Raw genomic sequence first — 20,600 nt, 5'->3', positions numbered from 1 at the left:
GAACACACCGATGCCAAGGGCATCGGATAACTCACATCTCTCGCCCTATTGACTTCGAAACTTGAAGGCATAGTCTCTGCAACGTTGCTTTTACCTTCAGGTCCCTTTGGTGGCACCTCGAAGGCGAACCGCCCCGGCAGCGTTGCCGGAAGCCCGAGGAGTACACGTGGCCAGCACAGCGCAGGCACCCAATCCAGGAGCCAGAACGGCTCATCCCGATCATCTCGGGCACGTCATCTTCATCGCGGCGGCGGCCGCGATGGGCGGTTTCCTCTTCGGCTACGACAGTTCCGTCATCAACGGCGCCGTCGAGGCCATCCGGGACCGCTACGACGTCGGCTCCGCGTTGCTGGCCCAGGTCATCGCCATCGCGCTGATCGGCTGTGCCATCGGCGCCGCGACCGCCGGACGCATCGCCGACCGCATCGGCCGCATCCGCTGCATGCAGATCGCCTCCGTCCTGTTCACCGTCAGCGCCATCGGCTCGGCCCTGCCCTTCGCGCTGTGGGACCTCGCCATGTGGCGCATCATCGGCGGCTTCGCCATCGGCATGGCCTCGGTGATCGGCCCCGCCTACATCGCCGAGGTCTCCCCGCCCGCCTACCGCGGCCGTCTCGGTTCCTTCCAGCAGGCCGCGATCGTCGTCGGCATCGCCGTGTCGCAGCTGGTCAACTGGGGGCTGCTGAACGCCGCCGGCGGTGACCAGCGCGGTGAACTGATGGGCCTGGAGGCCTGGCAGGTCATGCTCGGCGTCATGGTCGTCCCGGCCGTCCTCTACGGCCTGCTGTCCTTCGCCATCCCGGAGTCCCCGCGCTTCCTGGTCTCCGTGGGCAAGCGTGAGCGCGCCAAGGCGATCCTCGAAGAGGTCGAGGGCAAGGACGTGGACTTCGACGCGCGCATCGCCGAGATCGAGCACGCCATGCACCGCGAGGAGAAGTCGTCCTTCAAGGACCTGCTCGGCGGCAGCTTCTTCTTCAAGCCGATCGTCTGGATCGGCATCGGCCTGTCGGTCTTCCAGCAGTTCGTCGGCATCAACGTCGCGTTCTACTACTCCTCGACGCTGTGGCAGTCGGTCGGCGTCGACCCGACGGACTCGTTCTTCTACTCGTTCACGACGTCGATCATCAACATCGTCGGCACCGTGATCGCGATGATCTTCGTGGACCGCGTCGGCCGCAAGCCGCTGGCCATCGTCGGCTCGGTCGGCATGGTGATCGGTCTGGCGCTGGAGGCCTGGGCCTTCTCCTTCGACCTGGTCGACGGCAAGCTCCCGGCGACCCAGGGCTGGGTCGCCCTGATCGCCGCCCACGTGTTCGTCCTGTTCTTCGCCCTGTCCTGGGGCGTGGTCGTCTGGGTCTTCCTCGGCGAGATGTTCCCGAACCGGATCCGCGCCGCCGCCCTGGGCGTGGCCGCGTCCGCGCAGTGGATCGCCAACTGGGCGATCACCGCGAGCTTCCCGTCGCTGGCCGACTGGAACCTGTCCGCCACCTACGTGATCTACACGATCTTCGCCGCGCTCTCCATCCCGTTCGTGCTGAAGTACGTGAAGGAGACGAAGGGCAAGGCCCTGGAGGAGATGGGCTGACCGCCCTCCCCGAGTTCGGGGGGAAGGGCCACATCCCCGCTGCCCCTCTCCCCGTGCCGTGCCGCCGCCCCCGTCCGGTCCCCTCCGGACGGGGGCGGTGGCTTCTTGCGGTCCGGTACCGGGGCCCGGGACCCCGCGCGTACGGCAGCGCGTACGCACCCGGCTGCGCGGCCGGTCCTCCGCGCCGGGCCGCCCTCGGTCGACACGGGCGGGACCGGCGGAGACCCGGCGGGGGAGTGGAGGAGCGAAGGGGCGTCCCGGGGCGGCGCGGTGGTGGAGGGGCACCCGGGTCCGGCGCGGGACGAGTGGGGAGAGGCGACCGGCTGGAGGGTCCGGCACGGAGCGGGCGGGGCGGGCCGCCGGGGCTTCGGCGGGGGCGTGGACGGGGAGGGTCCGCCCGGCCCCGGAGAGGACGGCGACCGCCCGCCGGGCCGGGTCGGCGGTCCGGCGGCGGGACGGTGACCGCCCACCGGTCCCGTCCGGTCCCGCCCGGCGCGTCCGCCGGCCGGTCGGGGGCCGGCCGGCCCCGGCAACGCGAAACGTCCCCCTCCGCCGTACGGGCGAAGGGGGACGCGGGCGGGAACGCGGTGTCAGACGCCGAGCGTCTCGGGCTGCTCGGTCCGCTCGGCCGGCGCCGCCGGGACGACCATCGCCGGCTTCGGCAGCACCGCGTACAGCAGGCCGGAGATCACCACCGTGGCGACCCAGCCGAGGCCGTACTCGCCGATGACGTTGTCGGACGCGAGCGGACCCGTGAACCAGTCGGACGTCGTGAACATCAGGCCCGCGACCAGGCCGACCGCCCACGCGGCGACGGCGGCGGGGGAGAAGCCGCCCTTGTACCAGTAGGCGCTGGTGCGGCCGGTGTCGGCCAGGGCCTCGCCGTCGTACTCCTTGCGGCGCAGCATGTCCGCGCCGAAGACGCCGACCCAGGCGGAGAAGGCGACCGCGAGCAGCGACAGGAAGGCGATGAAGGATCCCATGAAGCTGGTCGCCACCAGCATCAGCACGCCGCCGAAGACCAGCGAGATCACGGCGTTCACCGAGACCGCCCAGTGCCGCGGGACCTTGAAGCCGAGGGTCTGGGCGGTGAAGCCGGCCGAGTACATCGACATGGAGTTGATGAGCAGCATGCCGATCAGCGCGATCAGCAGGTACGGCACCGCTATCCAGGTCGGCAGGATCTCGCCGAGGAAGGAGACCGGGTCGCCGGCGGAGGCCAGGTCCGGCGTGGAGACCGCCATGACCATCCCCATCAGCACCATGGGCAGCACGACGATGCCGGCGCCGCCGACCGTCACGCCCACGATGCCCTTGGAGGAGGCGGTGCGCGGCAGGTACCGCGTGAAGTCCGGCGCGGACGGGATCCAGCTCACGCCGCCCGCCGCGATCAGCCCGACGCCGGTGATCATCGCGGCCACCGAACCGGCGGGCCGGTCGAAGACCGCCGACCAGTCGGTGTCGACGACCAGGTAGCCCAGCACCAGCACCGAGAAGACGCCGAAGAGGTACGCCGCGTACTTGTTGCACTTCTGCACGGCGTTGATGCCCAGCCCGGAGATCGCGAACGTCGCGACGACGAAGACGAGCAGCGTCACGATGTCCAGCACGCTGTTGGCCTCGATGCCGAACACGATGTCCAGCACGGTCAGCACGGCGTAGGCGCCGGTCACCGCGTTGATCGTCTCCCAGCCCCAGCGGGCTATCCAGATCAGCGCCCCGGGCAGCAGGTTGCCCCGCTGGCCGAAGACCGCCCGGGACAGCGCCATGCCGGGGGCGCCGCCGCGCTTGCCGGCGATGCCGATCAGGCCCACCAGGCCGTACGACACCGCGGGCGCGGCGGCCGCGACGACCAGGGCCTGCCAGAAGTTCAGGTGGTACGCCACGACGAGGCTCGCGCCCATGGTGAGCAGCAGCACGCTGATGTTGGCGCCGACCCAGGTCGGGAAGAGCTCGCGGGTCCGGGCGGTGCGCTCGTGATCGGGCACCTGCTCGATGCCCCGGGTTTCCAGGGCGCCTTCTGTCTCGGCGGTCTTGCTCATGTGGGGGGTCCGTGCCTCGATCGTGGGGAAGAGGATGTGCTCGGGACTCTACGCGCGTTGAAGCGGCCTTCTCCATCGTACTTTGGACCGACTCCTTCCCTCCAGGGGCCTTTGTCCTTCGGAGGAAGCCACAAACGGGAGTCCCGAGAGCCCATGACTGATACTGGACGGGTTATGGAAATCCTCATCCTTGCTGTAGTCATCGCCGTGGTCGTGATCGGCGCGCTCGGCGGGCTGGTCGTGGGCAGTCGCCGCAAGAAGCAGCTGCCTCCGCCACCTCCCTCGACGCCCGACATCACCGCCCCTCCGGCCGAGCCGCACGTCGGCGAAGAGGCCGAGACGCCCCGCGACGAAACGCGCCGGACGATAGAGGAGGTCGACCTCCCGGACGGCGGCACCGCTCCCGTCGGTGTCGAGGAGCCGCCCGTCGTCGAAGAGCTCGAGATCCCGCAGATCGAGGTCCCCGAGCCCACCGCCGGCCGTCTGGTCCGGCTCCGTGCCCGTCTCTCCCGCTCGCAGAACGCCCTCGGGAAGGGCCTGCTCACCCTGCTCTCCCGCGAGCATCTCGACGAGGACACCTGGGAGGAGATCGAGGACACGCTGCTCACCGCCGACGTCGGCGTGCTGCCCACCCAGGAGCTGGTCGAGCGGCTGCGCGAGCGTGTGAAGGTGCTCGGCACCCGCACGCCCGAGGAGCTGCGCGGCCTGCTGCGCGAGGAGCTGATCACGCTGGTCGGCCCCGACATGGACCGCGAGGTCAAGACCGAGCCCGCCACCGGCGGGCCCGGCATCGTGATGGTCGTCGGCGTCAACGGCACCGGCAAGACCACCACCACCGGCAAGCTCGCCCGGGTCCTGATCGCCGACGGCCGCAGCGTCGTCCTCGGCGCCGCCGACACCTTCCGCGCCGCCGCCGCCGACCAGCTGCAGACCTGGGGCGAGCGGGTCGGCGCCCACACCGTGCGCGGTCCGGAGGGCGGTGACCCCGCCTCCGTCGCCTTCGACGCGGTCAAGGAGGGCAAGGACGTCGGCGCCGACGTGGTGCTCATCGACACCGCCGGCCGCCTGCACACCAAGACCGGTCTCATGGACGAGCTCGGCAAGGTCAAGCGCGTGGTGGAGAAGCAGGCCCCGCTCGACGAGGTGCTGCTGGTGCTCGACGCCACCACCGGCCAGAACGGCCTGATCCAGGCCCGCGTCTTCGCCGAGGTGGTCAACATCACCGGCATCGTCCTGACCAAGCTGGACGGCACGGCCAAGGGCGGCATCGTCATCGCGGTCCAGCGCGAGCTGGGCGTCCCGGTCAAGCTGATCGGGCTCGGCGAGGGGCCCGACGACCTGGCGCCGTTCGAGCCGGCGGCGTTCGTGGACGCGCTCATCGGCGAGTGACACCCGCCGGCCCGCGCCGGCGCGCACACGAAGAAGCGCCCGCCCCCGAGGTGCAGTCGGGGGACGGGCGCTTCGCCGTGCCGGGCGTGTGCCGGGGCCGTGCGGCCCGCCGGCCTACGCCCGAGACCGGTGGGCCACGTACGCCAGCGCGCCCAGCAGCAGTCGCGCCGCCGGCGGCTTCGTCGCCGAGTCGAGGGCCGGCGGACGCAGCCAGCGCACCGGGCCGAGACCGCCGCGGTCCGAGGGCGGGGCCGTGACGTGCGTACCGGGGCCGAGTCCGCGCAGGTCGAGCGAGGCCGGATCGTCCCAGCCCATGCGGTAGAGCAGCCGGGGCAGCTCGGCGGCGGCGCCGGGGGCGACGAAGAAGTGGGCACGGCCCTCGGGGGTCGCCACGACCGGACCGAGGGGCAGGCCCATGCGCTCCAGCCGCGCCAGTGTCCGGCGTCCGACGGCCTCGGCCACCTCGATGACGTCGAACGTCCGCCCCACCGGCAGCATCACCGCGGCACCCGGGAACTCGGCCCAGGCCGCGCCCGCCTCGTCCAGCGTCGACCCGGCCGGCAGTTCGGGCGCGAAGTCCAGCGGATGCGCGCCCGGCGCCGGACAGCCGCGGCGGCCGCAGGAACAGGCGCCCGCGGCGGCCCGCGCCCCCGGCACCACGTCCCAGCCCCAGAGTCCCGTGAACTCGGCCACCGCGGTGACCTCCGAGGCGCGGCCGCGGCGGCGCGCGCCGGACCGGACGTCGCGCGTGCCCCGACTGGTCCCGATGCCGATCGTGAAGCCCATGCCCCCTCCAACGGGTCCGACGCGGCGTCGGTTACGCAGCGGACGTGATATGTGACTCTGCGTCGCCTCCGAGTTTCCCACTCCCTGGTCCGGTGAGTTTCAGGCGGCGCCCGGAAGCATTCCGGGTGGTGCGCCCGGCGACGCGCGCCCCGGTGAACACCGTTGCGCCACCTCCCGGTCGGCCTGTGTCAAGTGAATCGTGCGCAGGTCACCGGTAGTTCATCCGAAGGGGTGGCGAATGGTGGCGATTCCCGAATCACCGTGGCAGGGCCAGTGATCGTAGGATTACTTTGTGTGCATGGAGCCTTGGGGCACATGCACTTGTGGGTATGCCGGAGGCAACTCGGCATTCCGTTCGGAGGGTGGCGTACGCCGGACGGAGGGGCCGGGGCACCGGCATTCTGATAAGGCTTGGCGCACTCGGCGACAGGTGGTCTCAGGGATGGGGGCGTTCCAGTGAGCGGCAACGGCGAAGGCGGCACGGGCGCGGGCAGCGCGACGCACGCTGACAAGCGCCCCAACGAGCTGCTCACCTCGTGGTTCGCACGCAGCGGCTGGTCCAAGGGCGAGCTCGCCCGGCAGGTCAACCGCCGGGCCCGTCAGCTGGGCGCCAACCACATCTCCACGGACACCTCGCGCGTACGCCGCTGGCTGGACGGCGAGAACCCGCGCGAACCGATCCCCCGGATCCTGTCCGAGCTGTTCTCCGAACGCTTCGGCGTCGTCGTCTCCGTCGAGGACCTGGGCCTGCGCACCACCCGCCCGTCGCCCTCCGTGACCGGCGTCGACCTGCCCTGGACGGGCCCGCAGACCGTGGCACTGCTCAGCGAGTTCTCGCGCAGCGACCTGATGCTGGCGCGGCGCGGCTTCCTCGGGAGCTCGCTGGCCCTCTCCGCGGGCCCGTCCCTCATCGAGCCCATGCAGCGCTGGCTCGTCCCCTCGCCGCCGGCCTCCCCGTCCGAACGCGACACGCCACCCGCCACGCGTGCGCGCGGCCGGCTGTCCCGGCCGGAGCTGGAGCTGCTGGAGTCCACCGCCGTGATGTTCCGCCGCTGGGACGCCCAGTGCGGTGGCGGCCTGCGCCGCAAGGCGGTCGTCGGCCAACTGCACGAGGTGACCGACCTCCTCCAGGAACCCCAGACGGAGACCACCCGCGCCAAGCTCTTCAAGGTCGCCGCCGAGCTCGCGGAGCTGGCCGGCTGGATGTCGTACGACGTCGGACTCCAGCCGACCGCGCAGAAGTACTTCGTCCTCGCCCTGCACGCCGCCAAGGAGGCCGGCGACCGGCCGCTCGGCTCCTACATCCTCTCCAGCATGAGCCGCCAGATGATCCACCTCGGCCGGCCCGACGACGCCCTGGAACTCATCCACCTCGCGCAGTACGGCAGCCGGGACTGCGCGAGCCCGCGCACCCAGTCGATGCTGTACGCGATGGAAGCCCGCGCCTACGCCAACATGGGGCAGCCCGGCCGCTGCAAGCGGGCGGTGCGCATGGCCGAGGAGACCTTCACCGAGGCCGACGAGTGGGACGAGCCGGACCCCGACTGGATCCGCTTCTTCTCCGAGGCCGAGCTGTACGGCGAGAACAGCCACTCCTTCCGCGACCTCGCCTACGTGGCCGGCCGCAGCCCCACCTACGCCTCCCTGGCCGAGCCGCTGATGCGGCGGGCCGTGGAGCTCTTCTCCAAGGACGAGGAACACCAGCGTTCCTACGCGCTCAACCTGATCGGCATGGCCACCGTGCACCTGCTGCGGCGCGAGCCCGAGGAGAGCACCGTGCTCGCCACCGAGGCCATGGCCATCGCCAAGAAGGTCCGCTCCGAACGCGTCAACACCCGCATCCGCAAGACCGTCGACACGGCCGTACGCGATTTCGGCGACCTGGCGGAGGTCACGGACCTCACCGCACGGCTCGCCGCCGAACTGCCCGAGACCGCCGAAGCGGTCTGACCGCCCACAGACCCCGGCCGCGGCCGGCCCTCCCGAACTGCCCGACTCGGCTCCCCCATGCCAGGTCACTCGGAAGGCCGCCGCGGCCGGCACTCCTTTTTGCGCCTAAGCCGGCGCCGCTCTCGCGGACCCGGTTGCTCGCCGTCGGGGTTGCTCAATTGGTGGTTGCGGTGATCATCGGGGAGGCCGCGTCACGGTATCGGCGATCCGGCCCGCGAACCGGCGGTTCACCCACGCGTAACACGCACGGCGCCTTCGTCACGGCGGCGAAACAACGTGGGGCACCCAACGAAACGGCGCTGCGCCAATCTCATGGCGCATAACCGGCCCACCCCTCACGCCGCCCAGGCTTCGCCCGCACGGGGCCGTACAACGACGAGGAGACGCCGATGGCTCCAGCCATCACGCTCGCCGCGGAGACACAGCTCTCCGCCGCCAACACGGGCTTCATGCTCATCTGCTCCGCCCTGGTGATGCTCATGACCCCGGCCCTCGCCTTCTTCTACGGGGGCATGGTCCGCGTCAAGAGCACCCTGAACATGCTGATGATGAGCTTCATCAGTCTCGGCGTCGTCACCGTGCTGTGGGTGCTGTACGGCTTCTCCATGGCCTTCGGGACCGACTCCGGGAGCGTCATCGGCTGGAACTCCGACTGGGTCGGCCTCAGCGACATCGGCCTGACCGAGCTGTGGGACGGCTACACCATCCCCGTCTTCGTCTTCCTGGTCTTCCAGATGATGTTCGCCGTGCTCACCCCCGCGCTCATCAGCGGCGCCCTCGCGGACCGCGTGAAGTTCACGGCCTGGGCCCTGTTCATCACCCTGTGGGCCACCGTCGTCTACTTCCCGGTCGCCCACTGGGTCTGGGGCGCGGGCGGCTGGGCCTTCGAACTGGGCGTGATCGACTTCGCCGGCGGCACGGCCGTGCACATCAACGCCGGTGCCGCGGCGCTCGGCGTGATCCTCGTCATCGGCAAGCGGATCGGCTTCAAGAAGGACCCGATGCGCCCGCACAGCCTGCCGCTGGTCATGCTCGGCGCGGGCCTGCTGTGGTTCGGCTGGTTCGGCTTCAACGCCGGCTCGTGGCTCGGCAACGACGACGGCGTCGGCGCGCTGATGTTCGTCAACACCCAGGTCGCCACCGGCGCGGCCATGCTGGCCTGGCTCGCCTACGAGAAGATCCGCCACGGCGCCTTCACCACGCTGGGCGCCGCCTCCGGCGCCGTCGCGGGCCTGGTCGCCATCACCCCGGCCGGCGGCGCCGTCTCCCCGCTCGGCGCGATCGCCGTCGGCGCCGTCGCCGGTGTGCTGTGCGCCATGGCCGTCGGCCTGAAGTACAGGTTCGGCTACGACGACTCCCTCGACGTGGTCGGCGTCCACCTCGTCGGCGGCATCGCCGGCTCCCTGCTCGTCGGCCTCTTCGCCAGCGGCAAGGGCCAGTCCGACGTCCAGGGCCTGTTCTACGGGGGCGGGCTGGACCAGTTCTGGAAGCAGTGCGCCGGCGTCTTCGCCGTCCTCGCCTACTCCCTGGTCGTCTCCGCGGCCCTGGCGTTCGCCCTGGACAGGACGATCGGCATGCGGGTCCCCGAGGACGACGAGGTGAGCGGCATCGACCGGGCCGAGCACGCCGAGACCGCATACGACTTCAGCGGCGCCGGCGGCGGCGCCGCCCGGACCGCCGCACCGGCCGCCGAGGCCCCGAGCAAGAAGGTGGACGCATGAAGCTCATCACCGCCGTCGTCAAGCCGCACCGGCTCGACGAGATCAAGGAGGCCCTCCAGGCCTTCGGAGTCCACGGCCTCACCGTCACCGAGGCCAGCGGCTACGGCCGCCAGCGCGGCCACACCGAGGTCTACCGCGGCGCCGAGTACACCGTCGACCTGGTACCCAAGATCCGCATCGAGGTACTGGTCGAGGACGACGACGCCGACCAGCTGATCGAGGTCGTCGTCAAGGCCGCCCGGACCGGCAAGATCGGCGACGGGAAGGTCTGGTCGGTCCCGGTCGACACGGCCGTACGGGTCCGCACCGGCGAGCGCGGCCCCGACGCGCTCTGAACCAGGACGACGGAACAGGAGCCGCCGGGTGACGCGCACGGAGCCGACGAACGAAGCAGAGGACGCGGGACCCGGCGGCTACGCGGCGGCCCGGCTGCGCCTCCTCACCGAGGGGGAGCAGCCCGGGCCGCCGCGCCGTGCGGCCCTCGCCTCACTGACCGACGGCTGGCTGGCGGGCCTCTTCGGCACGGGCGCCGAGGGGCGCGCGGGGGTCTCGCTGGTCGCCGTCGGCGGCTACGGACGCGGCGAGCTGTCCCCGCGCAGCGACCTGGACCTGCTCCTGCTGCACGACGGCGGCGACGACAAGGCGGTCGCCGCCCTCGCCGACCGCCTCTGGTACCCCGTGTGGGACCTGGGGCTCGCCCTCGACCATTCCGTGCGCACGCCCCAGGAGGCCCGGAGGACGGCGGGCGAGGACCTGAAGGTCCACCTGGGCCTGCTGGACGCCCGCCATCTCGCGGGCGACCCGGGACTGACCGCCTCCCTGCGCACCGCCGTCCTCGCCGACTGGCGCAACCAGGCCCCCAGGCGCCTTCCCGAGCTCCGGGAACTCTGTGCCGAGCGCGCCGAACGCCAGGGCGAGCTGCGGTACCTGCTCGAACCCGACCTCAAGGAGGCCCGCGGCGGCCTGCGCGACGCCACCGCCCTGCGCGCCGTCGCCGCCTCCTGGCTCGCCGACGCCCCCCGCGAGGGCCTCGCCGACGCCCGGCGCCGCCTGCTCGACGTGCGCGACGCGCTCCACCTGGCGACGGGCCGGGCGACCGACCGGCTGGCCCTCCAGGAGCAGGACCAGGTGGCGGCCGGGCTGGGCCTGCTGGACGCCGACGCGCTGCTGCGGCAGGTCTACGAGGCGGCACGCCTCGTCTCGTACGCCGGCGACGTCACCTGGCGGGAGGTGGGGCGCGTGCTGCGCGCGCGGTCCGTGCGGCCCCGCCTGCGCGCCATGCTGGGCGGCAAGCAGGCCGTCGAGCGCTCCCCGCTCGCCGAGGGCGTCGTCGAGCAGGACGGCGAGGCGGTGCTCGCCCGCACCGCACGACCCGAACGCGATCCCGTCCTCCCGCTGCGCGCCGCGGCCGCCGCCGCGCAGGCCGGACTCCCGCTCTCCCCGCACGCCGTGCGGCGCCTGGCGGCCACCGCGCGCCCGCTGCCCGCGCCCTGGCCCGCGGAGGCGCGCGAACAGCTGGTGACGCTGCTGGGCTCCGGCCGGCCCACCGTGGACGTGTGGGAGGCCCTGGAGGCCGAGGGGCTGGTCACCCGGCTGCTGCCCGACTGGGAGCGGGTGCGCTGCCGCCCGCAGCGCAACGCCGTGCACCTGTGGACCGTCGACCGGCACCTCATCGAGACCGCCGTCCGCGCCTCCGCGCTCACCCGCCGCGTGCACCGGCCCGACCTGCTCCTGGTCGCCGCGCTGCTGCACGACATCGGCAAGGGCTGGCCGGGCGACCACTCGGTGACGGGGGAGACCATCGCGCGGGACATGGCCACCCGCATCGGCTTCGACCGGGCGGACGCCGACGTCCTCGCCACCCTCGTACGCCACCACCTGCTGCTCGTCGAGACGGCCACCCGGCGCGATCTGGACGACCCGGCCACCGTGCACGCGGTCGCCGGGGCGGTCGGCACCCAGGGCACCCTGGAGCTGCTGCACGCCCTGACCGAGGCGGACGCCCTGGCCACCGGACCGGCCGCCTGGTCGGCCTGGCGCGCCTCCCTCGTCGCCGACCTGGTCAAACGCGTCTCGGCGGTCCTCGCCGGGGAGCCGCTGGAGGAACCCGAGGCCCCCGCGCCCACCGCCGAACAGGAACGGCTCGCCGTCGAGGCGTTCCGCACGGGCGGCCCGGTGCTGTCCCTGCGGGCCCAGGCCGAGCCGCCGGCCGCCGAGCAGGAGCCCCTCGGCGTGGAACTGCTCATCGCCGTGCCCGACCAGGCGGGCGTCCTCCCCGCCGTCGCCGGTGTCCTGGCCGTGCACCGCCTGACCGTCCGCACGGCCGAGCTGCGCTCCCTGCCGTTGCCGGACGGCGTCGAGGGCTCCGTCCTGCTGCTGACCTGGCGGGTCGCCGCCGAGTACGGCTCCCTGCCCCAGGCCGCCCGGCTGCGCGCCGACCTGGTCCGCGCCCTGGACGGCACCCTGGACGTCGCGGGCCGCCTCGCCGAGCGGGACGCCGCCCACCCGCGCCGCCGGGGCGTGCTCCCGCCCCCGCCCCGGGTGAGCGTCGAGCCGGCCGCGTCCCGCCACGCCACGGTGATCGAGGTCCGCGCCCAGGACGCGCCCGGCCTGCTGTTCCGCATCGGGCGGGCGCTGGAGGGGGCGGGGGTGCGGGTGCGGAGCGCGCACGTGTCGACGTTGGGCTCCAACGCGGTGGACGCCTTCTACGTCACCACCGGTGAGGGCGCTCCCCTGGCGAGCGAGGAGGCGGCGTCCACGGCGCGGGGACTCGAGGAGGCGCTGCGGGGGTGACGGCCGCCCTCCCCGCCCGCGGGAATGCGGCGGGTGGGGACGAACGGCTTGCGGAGCCGGATACCCTGGAAGACGCTCAGACTGCCACCGACCCCGAGGACCGACGCCGCCGTGTTCGATACTCTCTCCGATCGCCTCTCAGCGACTTTCAAGAACCTGCGCGGCAAGGGACGGCTCTCCGAGGCGGACATCGACGCCACGGCACGTGAGATCCGCATCGCGCTCCTCGAAGCCGACGTGGCCCTGCCCGTCGTGCGTGCCTTCATCAAGCAGGTCAAGGAACGCTCGCTGGGCTCCGAGGTCTCCAAGGCGCTCAACCCCGCCCAGCAGGTCCTCAAGATCGTCAACGAGGAACTGGTCACCATCCTCGGCGGCGAGACCCGCCGTCTGCGCTTCGCCAAGCAGCCGCCGACCGTGATCATGCTCGCGGGTCTGCAGGGCGCCGGTAAGACCACCCTCGCGGGCAAGCTCGGCAAGTGGCTTAAGGACCAGGGGCACTCCCCGCTCCTCGTCGCCTGTGACCTCCAGCGCCCCAACGCCGTCAACCAGCTGAGCGTCGTCGCCGAGCGCGCCGGCGTCGCGGTCTACGCGCCCGAGCCGGGCAACGGCGTCGGCGACCCGGTCAAGGTCGCCCAGGACTCCATCGAGTTCGCCAGGACCAAGGTCCACGACATCGTGATCGTGGACACCGCCGGCCGCCTCGGCATCGACCAGGAGCTGATGCAGCAGGCCGCGGACATCCGCGACGCCGTCTCGCCCGACGAGATCCTCTTCGTCGTCGACGCGATGATCGGTCAGGACGCCGTCAACACCGCCGAGGCCTTCCGCGACGGCGTCGGCTTCGACGGCGTCGTGCTGTCCAAGCTCGACGGCGACGCCCGTGGTGGCGCGGCCCTGTCGATCGCCTCGGTGACCGGCAAGCCGATCATGTTCGCCTCCAACGGCGAGAAGCTCGACGACTTCGACGCCTTCCACCCGGACCGGATGGCCTCCCGCATCCTCGACATGGGTGACCTGCTCACCCTGATCGAGCAGGCGGAGAAGACGTTCAGCCAGGAAGAGGCCGAGAAGATGGCCTCCAAGCTGGCGTCCAAGAAGGGCCAGGACTTCACCCTGGACGACTTCCTGGCCCAGATGGAGCAGGTCAGAAAGATGGGCAGCATCTCCAAGCTGCTCGGCATGCTGCCCGGCATGGGCCAGATCAAGGACCAGATCAACAACCTCGACGAGCGGGACGTCGACCGCACGGCCGCCATCATCAAGTCGATGACCCCGGCCGAGCGTCAGGACCCGACGATCATCAACGGCTCGCGCCGCGCCCGTATCGCCAAGGGTTCCGGTGTCGACGTCAGCGCGGTGAAGGGCCTGGTCGAGCGGTTCTTCGAGGCCCGCAAGATGATGTCCCGCATGGCCCAGGGCGGCGGCATGCCCGGTATGCCGGGGATCCCCGGCATGGGCGGCGGCCCCGGCCGGCAGAAGAAGCAGCAGAAGAAAGCCAAGGGCAAGCAGCGCTCCGGCAACCCGATGAAGCGCAAGCAGCAGGAGCAGGAGGAGGCCGCCCGGCGCGCCGCCGCCGCACAGGGCGGGGGCGCCTTCGGGCTGCCGCAGCAGGGCGGGCAGGACTTCGAGCTGCCGGACGAGTTCAAGAAGTTCATGGGCTGACGGACCGCACCGTCGTACGCCGCCGGGGGCGCCCCTTGTCGTGGGGGACGCCCCCGGCGTCGTACACGCACATGCCCGCACGGCTTTCCTGTCGTAACGTCCCGGTATGACCAACCCCTCTCCGCCGCGCAAGGCCCCCGAGCCGCCCTGGCGCACCGAGGGCACGCCCGACGAGCCGCCGAAGCCGCCGTCCGGCGGACGGCGGATCCGCGGCGGCTGGTGGAACCTGATCCTCGCCGCGCTGGTCGTCTACCTCGTCACCAACCTGGTGCTGTCGTTCTTCAACGAGGGCGACGAGCCGACGATCTCCTACACCGAGTTCAGCAAGCAGGTCGACGAGGGCAACGTCAGCAAGATCTACGCCAAGGGCGACGCGATCCAGGGCCAGCTGAAGAAGGCCCGGGACAATCCCGAGGGCAAGGGGACCTACACCAAGTTCACGACCGAGCGGCCGACCTTCGCGGACGACCGGCTCTGGGCGGCTCTGACCGAGAACGACGTGACCGTCACGGCCGAGCCGGTCGTCCAGCACCGCAGCTTCCTGGCCAACCTGCTGATCTCGCTGGCCCCGATGCTGATCCTGGTCGTCCTGTGGGTCGTCATCGCGCGGAGGATGCGCGGGGCGATGGGCGGCGCGGGCGGCATGCTCGGCCGCAAGGCGCCGCCCAGACCGGTCGAGCTGGAGGCGGGCAAACCGCGCACCACCTTCGCCGACGTGGCCGGCATCGACGAGGTGGCGGGCGAGCTCAACGACGTCGTCGACTTCCTGAAGAACCCCGGCGCCTACCGGCGGATGGGCGCCAAGATGCCCCGGGGCGTCCTGTTGACCGGCCCGCCCGGCACCGGAAAGACGCTGCTCGCGCGCGCGGTGGCCGGTGAGGCGGGGGTGCCGTTCTTCTCGGCGTCCGCGTCCGAGTTCATCGAGATGATCGTGGGTGTGGGCGCCTCCCGGGTGCGGGAGCTGTTCGCCGAGGCCCGGAAGGTGGCGCCGTCGATCATCTTCATCGACGAGATCGACACCATCGGCCGGGCCCGGGGCGGCGGCTCCGGCATGGGCGGCCACGACGAGCGCGAACAGACCCTGAACCAGATCCTCACGGAGATGGACGGCTTCTCGGGCGCCGAGGGCGTCGTCGTCATCGCCGCCACCAACCGCGCCGACATCCTGGACCCGGCCCTGACCCGTCCGGGCCGCTTCGACCGGGTGGTGAGCGTCTCGCCCCCCGACCGGGGCGGCCGGGAGGCCATCCTGGAGATCCACACCCGCGAGATCCCGCTCGCCCCGGACGTCGACCTGGCCCAGGTCGCCCGCACGACACCGGGGATGACGGGCGCCGAACTGGCCAACCTCGCCAACGAGGCGGCCCTCCTCGCGGTCAAGCGCAAGCAGGACCGGGTGACGCAGGCGAACCTCTCCGAGGCCCTGGAGAAGGTCCAGCTCGGCGCCGAACGCCCGCTGGTGATGCCCGAGGAGGAGCGCCGGCGCACCGCCTACCACGAGAGCGGGCACGCCCTGCTGGGCATGCTGCAGCCGGGCGCCGACCCCGTACGCAAGATCACCATCGTGCCGCGCGGGCGGGCGCTCGGCGTGACGCTGTCGACACCGGACGCGGACAAGTACGCGTACACGGAGGAGTACCTGCGCGGCCGGATCATCGGCGCGCTCGGCGGGATGGCGGCCGAGCACGTCGTGTACGACGTGATCACCACCGGCTCGGAGAGCGACCTCGAACAGGTCACCCGGATCGCGCGCGGCATGGTCGGCCGCTGGGGCATGAGCGAACAGGTCGGCCGGCTTTCCGCGCTGCCCGGCGACGCCCAGCAGGCCTACGGGCTGGCCGCCGCCCCGGGCACCCTGGACGCCATCGACGACGAGATGCGCCGGGTCGTCGACGAGTGCTACGCGGAGGCCGTCCGCAAGCTGCGCGACCACCGCGGGCAGCTCGACGCCCTCGCCGAGGCGCTGCTGGCCAACGAGACGCTGGACGAGGCGGACGCCTACCGGATCGCCGGGATCACCCGGCTGACGAAGGACGACCCGCGGGCCTGAGCCCCCGCCCCGCCCCCGCACGCGGTGGGGCCCGGGGCGGGGACGGGCGGGGCGAGCCGCGGTGGGGCCGTCAGCGCGTGCGGGCGACGAGGTACCGGAACACGTTCGGCATCCACACCGTCCCGTCCGGCCGCCGGTGGGGGTGCAGGGCCTCGGCCAGCTCCTTGTCCACCTGTTCCCGGTCGGTGGCGGCGATCGCCGCGTCGAACAGCCCTGTCGACAGCAGCCCGCGCACCGCGCTGTCGACGTCGGCGTACCCGAACGCGCACGCCACGCGGCCGGATCCGTCCGGGGCGAGTCCGGTCCGGTGGGCGACCTCCTCCAGGTCGTCGCGCAGCGCCGGGCGCCAGCTGCCCGCGCTGCGCAGCGGATCCGCCAGCTTGGTGGCCACCCGCAGCACGGACGTCGTGGCGCACCGTTCCGGCGGGCCCCAGCCGGCCAGCACCACGGCCGCTCCCCGTGCGGCGAGCGGCGTCGCCTCCGCCAGCAGCTCGCCCAGGCCCTCCGAGTCGCCCGCGAGGCATCCGATGGGTTCGAAGGCGGTCACCAGGGTGAACGCGGGCGCCGACGGATCCCGCGCGTCGCGGGGGGCTCCGTCGACGATCCGGGCGTCCGCGCGCACGTGTGCGTCCTGTGCCGCGGGCGCCTCGGGCAGCAGCCGCCGCCGTGCGAGGGCCAGGAGCTCCGGGGAGCCGGAGTCGACGCCGGTCACGGCCGCGCCCCGCGAGGCGGCCATCAGCAGGGCCAGCCCGGAACCGCAGCCCAGTCCCAGCATCCGTGTGCCGCCGCCGACGTCCAGTCGCTCGTAGACGGCCTCGTAGAGCGGTACGAGCATCCGCTCCTGTATCTCGGACCAGTCACGCGCGCGTGCATCCAGGTCCACGCCGGGCGTCGCCCTCGCGTGGGATGAGTGCTGCCGCACGAGCGTAGGTGTCATAGGAAAGTGCCCCAATCGCCGAACGTTGCCGATGTGCCCGATTCCATGGCCCCCGTGCAGTGCGCTCGCACTCCCCCCGTATGTCAGGTAACTCCGGGCTCGCCGCGGCGTCCAGTGGTAGCGAGGACCGGTTTGCCCGATCCCCGTCCGAGTGGCGAGATTTCACTTCCCGGCAACGTGCGCCCGGCCGCGCGGTACGCCCGGTGGCCCCTTCCCGGGCTCGGCGGCGGATGGCCTGATCGTGTCGGTCGGTGATGACAACGGGTGGCGGCTGTGCCGCGGAGGCCCTTTCGGCCAGGGCCGGCGGTCCCCGCGGCCGTCCCCCGGCGCCGGGAACGGCCGTGGGGCGGGGCGGTGCCGCACGCCGCCGGCCGACCCGGTAACGTCACGTCCGTCGACGCGCCCGCCCAGACGGTGTCCTTCCGTTCCGACGGCGGCCGAAACGCCCCTTGCGCGTCCGCGAGCCCCACGCACCCCGGCGCGTGGACGGGGGTCACGCGCCGGCGCGTACGCCGGACTACGCACCAGCTTGGTACGAGCTGTGACGCTTCTCCGCAGATCAGCGCACCCGCCCTCGTCGGGACGCATCAGCGGCAACTGACGGGTACGTGCAAATTATTTGGGATGCCCCGGAATAGGAACACAGCGGCACCCCGGCTCGTTGTCATTACGTGAGCACGACACCACCTGTTCTCGCCGCAGAGCTGGCGCAGGCGTGGGCCGACATTCAGCGGCACCACTCCGAGCTGCCCGATCTTGCCGCGCCCGAGTCCCTGATCGGAGAGTCGTCGTCCGCCTGCGGGCACGAGCTCTCCTTCGAACGACTGCTTCACGAGGCAGTCCACGGCATCGCCGCCGCGCGCGGAGTACGCGACACCTCCCGCGCCGGCCGCTACCACAACCGACGATTCCTCGCGATCGCCGAGGAGCTGGGCCTGGACCACCCCGAGGAGCCGCATCCCAGCAGCGGCTTCTCGCTGGTCACGCTCACCCCCGAGGCGAAGCGCCGCTACCGCCCGACGATCGAGCGCCTCCAGCGCGCGCTGAAGGCCCACACCGCCGCCACCGCGACCGACACGGCCCGCAGCTTCCGCGGCCCGGCCGCGCGCCACGGTTCCTCCGGGGGCGGGGTGCGGGTGAAGGCGGTCTGCGACTGCGGCCGCAACGTGCGCGTCGTCCCGTCGGTCCTGGCGCAGGCCCCGATCGTGTGCGGCGGCTGCGGCAAGCCGTTCCGCATCGCGGAGGCGGTGGGCGCGGCGGCGGGCTGACGATCCGGCCGCTCGTGGCGGCCGGCCCGTGGAGCAGTGCCCCCGGTCGGGAGGGCCGACGGGGTGTGGCAGAATGGCTAGCTGTACTCGACAGCCGAACAGGACCCCTCTCTCCTCCGGCTGACGCGTCCGTCGGGCACTCGGGTACCGCAACCCCACGCGGCTCTCTCGCCGTGCCCAACCACGTCAATCCAGGAGAACCCACTCCCGTGGCAGTCAAGATCAAGCTGAAGCGTCTGGGCAAGATCCGTTCGCCTCACTACCGCATCGTCGTCGCCGACTCCCGTACCCGCCGTGACGGCCGGGCCATCGAGGAGATCGGCAAGTACCACCCGACGTACAACCCGTCGGTGATGGAGGTCGACGCCGAGCGCGTGGCGTACTGGCTCGGTGTCGGCGCCCAGCCGACCGAGCCCGTGCTCGCCATCCTGAAGAAGACCGGCGACTGGCAGAAGTTCAAGGGCGAGCCCGCCCCGGCGCCGCTGCTGCAGCCGGCCGAGAAGTCGGCCCGTCCGTCCTTCGAGGCGCTCGGTGGCGACGACGAGGGCAAGGGCGAGGCCATCACCCCGAAGAAGAAGGCCGACAAGAAGGACGAGGCCGCGGCCGAGTCCGAGTCGACCGAGGCCTGAGCATGCTCGAGGAGGCTCTCGAGCACCTCGTGAAGGGCATCGTCGACAACCCTGACGATGTGCAGGTCGCCTCGCGCGACCTGCGTCGCGGGCGTGTGCTCGAGGTCCGGGTGCACCCGGACGACCTCGGCAAGGTGATCGGCCGCAACGGCCGCACCGCACGCGCTCTGCGCACCGTCGTGGGCGCCATCGGCGGCCGCGGCGTCCGCGTCGACCTCGTCGACGTGGACCACGTCCGCTGACGCTTCGCAACGCAGCACCGGCTCGGGCCGGGGAAGGCCACTGGGCCGTCCCCGGCCCGCAGTCGTATGACAGGAGATCAAGCACAGTGCAGCTGGTAGTCGCGCGCATCGGCCGCGCCCACGGGATCAAGGGCGAGGTCACCGTCGAGGTCCGCACCGACGAGCCGGAACTGCGGCTCGGGCCCGGTGCCGTACTGACCACCGACCCCGCCTCCGTCGGACCGCTCACCATCGAGACCGGACGGGTCCACAGCGGCCGCCTCCTGCTGCGCTTCGCCGGTGTGAGCGACCGCACCGCCGCCGAGGCGCTGCGCAACACCCTCCTCATCGCCGACGTCGACCCCGACGAGCTGCCCGAGGAGGAGGACGAGTACTACGACCACCAGCTGATCGACCTCGACGTGGTGACCGAGGACGGCACCGAGGTCGGCCGCATCACCGAGATCTCCCACCTGCCCACCCAGGACCTGTTCGTCGTGGAGCGCCCCGACGGCAGCGAGGTCTACGTGCCGTTCGTGTCCGAGATCGTCACCGAGATCGACCTCGAGGAGCAGCGCGCGGTCATCGACCCCCCGCCGGGACTGATCGACGACCGGGCCGAGATCGCCTCCTCCCGCGGTGAGGACGCCGGCGCATGAGGCTCGACGTCGTCACGATCTTCCCCGAGTACCTCGACCCGCTGAACGTCTCCCTCGTCGGCAAGGCACGCGCGCGGGGGCAGCTCGACGTCCGTGTGCACGACCTGCGCGACTGGACCTACGACCGGCACAACACCGTCGACGACACCCCGTACGGCGGCGGCCCCGGCATGGTGATGAAGACCGAGCCGTGGGGCGACGCGCTGGACTCCGTCCTGGCCGACGGCTACGAGACGGGCTCCGGCGAGCCCGCCCTCATCGTGCCGACGCCCAGCGGCCGGCCCTTCACCCAGGAACTCGCCGTCCACCTCTCCGAGCGCCCGTGGCTGATCTTCACGCCCGCCCGCTACGAGGGCATCGACCGCCGCGTCGTCGACGAGTACGCGACCAGGATGCCCGTCCACGAGGTGTCCATCGGCGACTACGTCCTCGCCGGCGGCGAGGCGGCCGTCCTCGTCATCACCGAGGCCGTGGCACGGCTGCTGCCCGGCGTCCTCGGCAACGCCGAGTCGCACCGCGACGACTCCTTCGCCCCCGGCGCCATGGCGAGCCTCCTGGAGGGCCCCGTCCACACCAAGCCGCCCCTGTGGCGCGGACGCGGCATCCCGGACGTACTGCTCAGCGGCCACCACGGCAGGATCGCCCGCTGGCGCCGCGACGAGGCCCTGCGGCGCACCACGGCCAACCGGCCCGACCTCATCGAGCGGTGCGAGCCCGCGGCCTTCGACAAGAAGGACCGCGAGATGCTCTCGATCCTGGGCTGGGAACCCGACCCGGACGGAGAACCGTACGGCCGATTTTGGCGCAGGACGCCGGGCGTGGAACAATAGGGCGCTGTTGTGCGTCCGTCCGGAGCGCGCCCCTGCCACAGGGGGACACGACGCCCGTCCCGACCCGCACAGCCCCGA

At 72.2% G+C, this 20,600-nt stretch carries 16 protein-coding genes; 13 read left to right on the top strand and 3 right to left on the bottom strand.

Going from position 1 to position 20,600, the window contains the following annotated elements; translation table 11 throughout:
* The first annotated feature begins 166 nt into the window (after positions 1 to 166).
* The gene (locus ACZ4V6_RS28495) at positions 167 to 1,585 is read left to right on the top strand and encodes a sugar porter family MFS transporter (RefSeq protein ID WP_467833028.1); all 1,419 of its coding nucleotides are present in this window, start codon (positions 167 to 169) and stop codon (positions 1,583 to 1,585) included.
* Between the two features lie 590 nt (positions 1,586 to 2,175).
* On the opposite strand, the gene ACZ4V6_RS28490 is transcribed toward ACZ4V6_RS28495, so the two are convergent.
* Positions 2,176 to 3,627 carry a cytosine permease gene (locus ACZ4V6_RS28490; protein WP_467833026.1) on the bottom strand — a complete coding sequence of 484 codons (1,452 nt, stop codon included), beginning with the start codon at positions 3,625 to 3,627 and terminating at the stop codon, positions 2,176 to 2,178.
* Between the two features lie 174 nt (positions 3,628 to 3,801).
* Here ACZ4V6_RS28490 and ftsY point away from each other — a divergent pair, with 174 nt between their 5' ends.
* On the top strand, positions 3,802 to 5,016 hold the full coding sequence (gene ftsY, locus ACZ4V6_RS28485) for a signal recognition particle-docking protein FtsY (protein ID WP_467833024.1): 1,215 nt from the start codon (positions 3,802 to 3,804) through the stop codon (positions 5,014 to 5,016).
* Positions 5,017 to 5,130: 114 nt separating this feature from the next.
* On the opposite strand, the gene ACZ4V6_RS28480 is transcribed toward ftsY, so the two are convergent.
* On the bottom strand, positions 5,131 to 5,802 hold the full coding sequence (locus ACZ4V6_RS28480) for a bifunctional DNA primase/polymerase (RefSeq protein ID WP_467833021.1): 672 nt from the start codon (positions 5,800 to 5,802) through the stop codon (positions 5,131 to 5,133).
* 456 nt (positions 5,803 to 6,258) lie between these two features.
* Between ACZ4V6_RS28480 and nsdA the strand changes: the two genes are divergently transcribed.
* The 6 genes from nsdA to ftsH all read left to right on the top strand — a co-directional run bounded on the left by nsdA (position 6,259) and on the right by ftsH (position 15,978).
* Positions 6,259 to 7,752, top strand: coding sequence for a transcriptional repressor NsdA (gene nsdA / locus ACZ4V6_RS28475; protein ID WP_467833019.1), 1,494 nt, complete (start codon positions 6,259 to 6,261; stop codon positions 7,750 to 7,752).
* A 389-nt stretch (positions 7,753 to 8,141) separates the two neighbouring features.
* Complete coding sequence (locus ACZ4V6_RS28470; protein ID WP_467833017.1) at positions 8,142 to 9,473, top strand: ammonium transporter; 1,332 nt, start codon at positions 8,142 to 8,144, stop codon at positions 9,471 to 9,473.
* Complete coding sequence (locus tag ACZ4V6_RS28465; protein ID WP_376363186.1) at positions 9,470 to 9,808, top strand: P-II family nitrogen regulator; 339 nt, start codon at positions 9,470 to 9,472, stop codon at positions 9,806 to 9,808. Before ACZ4V6_RS28470 ends, ACZ4V6_RS28465 begins: the two co-directional genes overlap by 4 nt.
* A gap of 28 nt (positions 9,809 to 9,836) precedes the next feature.
* Entirely contained in the window at positions 9,837 to 12,266 is a 2,430-nt protein-coding gene (locus tag ACZ4V6_RS28460; RefSeq protein ID WP_467833013.1) for a [protein-PII] uridylyltransferase, read from the top strand.
* A gap of 111 nt (positions 12,267 to 12,377) precedes the next feature.
* Positions 12,378 to 13,928, top strand: a complete 1,551-nt coding sequence (gene ffh / locus ACZ4V6_RS28455) for a signal recognition particle protein (protein WP_467833010.1) — start codon at positions 12,378 to 12,380, stop codon at positions 13,926 to 13,928.
* A 106-nt stretch (positions 13,929 to 14,034) separates the two neighbouring features.
* Positions 14,035 to 15,978, top strand: coding sequence for an ATP-dependent zinc metalloprotease FtsH (gene ftsH / locus ACZ4V6_RS28450; RefSeq protein ID WP_467833008.1), 1,944 nt, complete (start codon positions 14,035 to 14,037; stop codon positions 15,976 to 15,978).
* A gap of 70 nt (positions 15,979 to 16,048) precedes the next feature.
* On the opposite strand, the gene ACZ4V6_RS28445 is transcribed toward ftsH, so the two are convergent.
* Positions 16,049 to 16,915, bottom strand: coding sequence for an SAM-dependent methyltransferase (locus ACZ4V6_RS28445; protein ID WP_467833005.1), 867 nt, complete (start codon positions 16,913 to 16,915; stop codon positions 16,049 to 16,051).
* Between the two features lie 671 nt (positions 16,916 to 17,586).
* On the opposite strand from ACZ4V6_RS28445, the gene ACZ4V6_RS28440 reads away from it, so the two are divergent.
* From ACZ4V6_RS28440 to trmD, 5 genes are all read left to right on the top strand, one after another.
* Positions 17,587 to 18,183: a hypothetical protein gene (locus ACZ4V6_RS28440; protein ID WP_467833003.1), complete on the top strand. Its 597-nt coding sequence runs from the start codon at positions 17,587 to 17,589 to the stop codon at positions 18,181 to 18,183.
* 209 nt (positions 18,184 to 18,392) lie between these two features.
* Positions 18,393 to 18,812: a 30S ribosomal protein S16 gene (gene rpsP, locus ACZ4V6_RS28435; RefSeq protein WP_077798895.1), complete on the top strand. Its 420-nt coding sequence runs from the start codon at positions 18,393 to 18,395 to the stop codon at positions 18,810 to 18,812.
* Positions 18,813 to 18,814: 2 nt separating this feature from the next.
* Complete coding sequence (locus ACZ4V6_RS28430; RefSeq protein ID WP_005479813.1) at positions 18,815 to 19,054, top strand: RNA-binding protein; 240 nt, start codon at positions 18,815 to 18,817, stop codon at positions 19,052 to 19,054.
* Positions 19,055 to 19,140: 86 nt separating this feature from the next.
* The gene (gene rimM / locus ACZ4V6_RS28425) at positions 19,141 to 19,692 is read left to right on the top strand and encodes a ribosome maturation factor RimM (protein WP_467833000.1); all 552 of its coding nucleotides are present in this window, start codon (positions 19,141 to 19,143) and stop codon (positions 19,690 to 19,692) included.
* The gene (trmD, locus tag ACZ4V6_RS28420; RefSeq protein ID WP_467832997.1) at positions 19,689 to 20,522 is read left to right on the top strand and encodes a tRNA (guanosine(37)-N1)-methyltransferase TrmD; all 834 of its coding nucleotides are present in this window, start codon (positions 19,689 to 19,691) and stop codon (positions 20,520 to 20,522) included. The genes rimM and trmD overlap by 4 nt, the downstream gene beginning before the upstream one ends.
* Positions 20,523 to 20,600 lie beyond the last annotated feature (78 nt).

Source organism: Streptomyces sp. NPDC029152, assembly GCF_055564355.1.
This window is presented reverse-complemented; position numbering and strand designations above follow the sequence as displayed.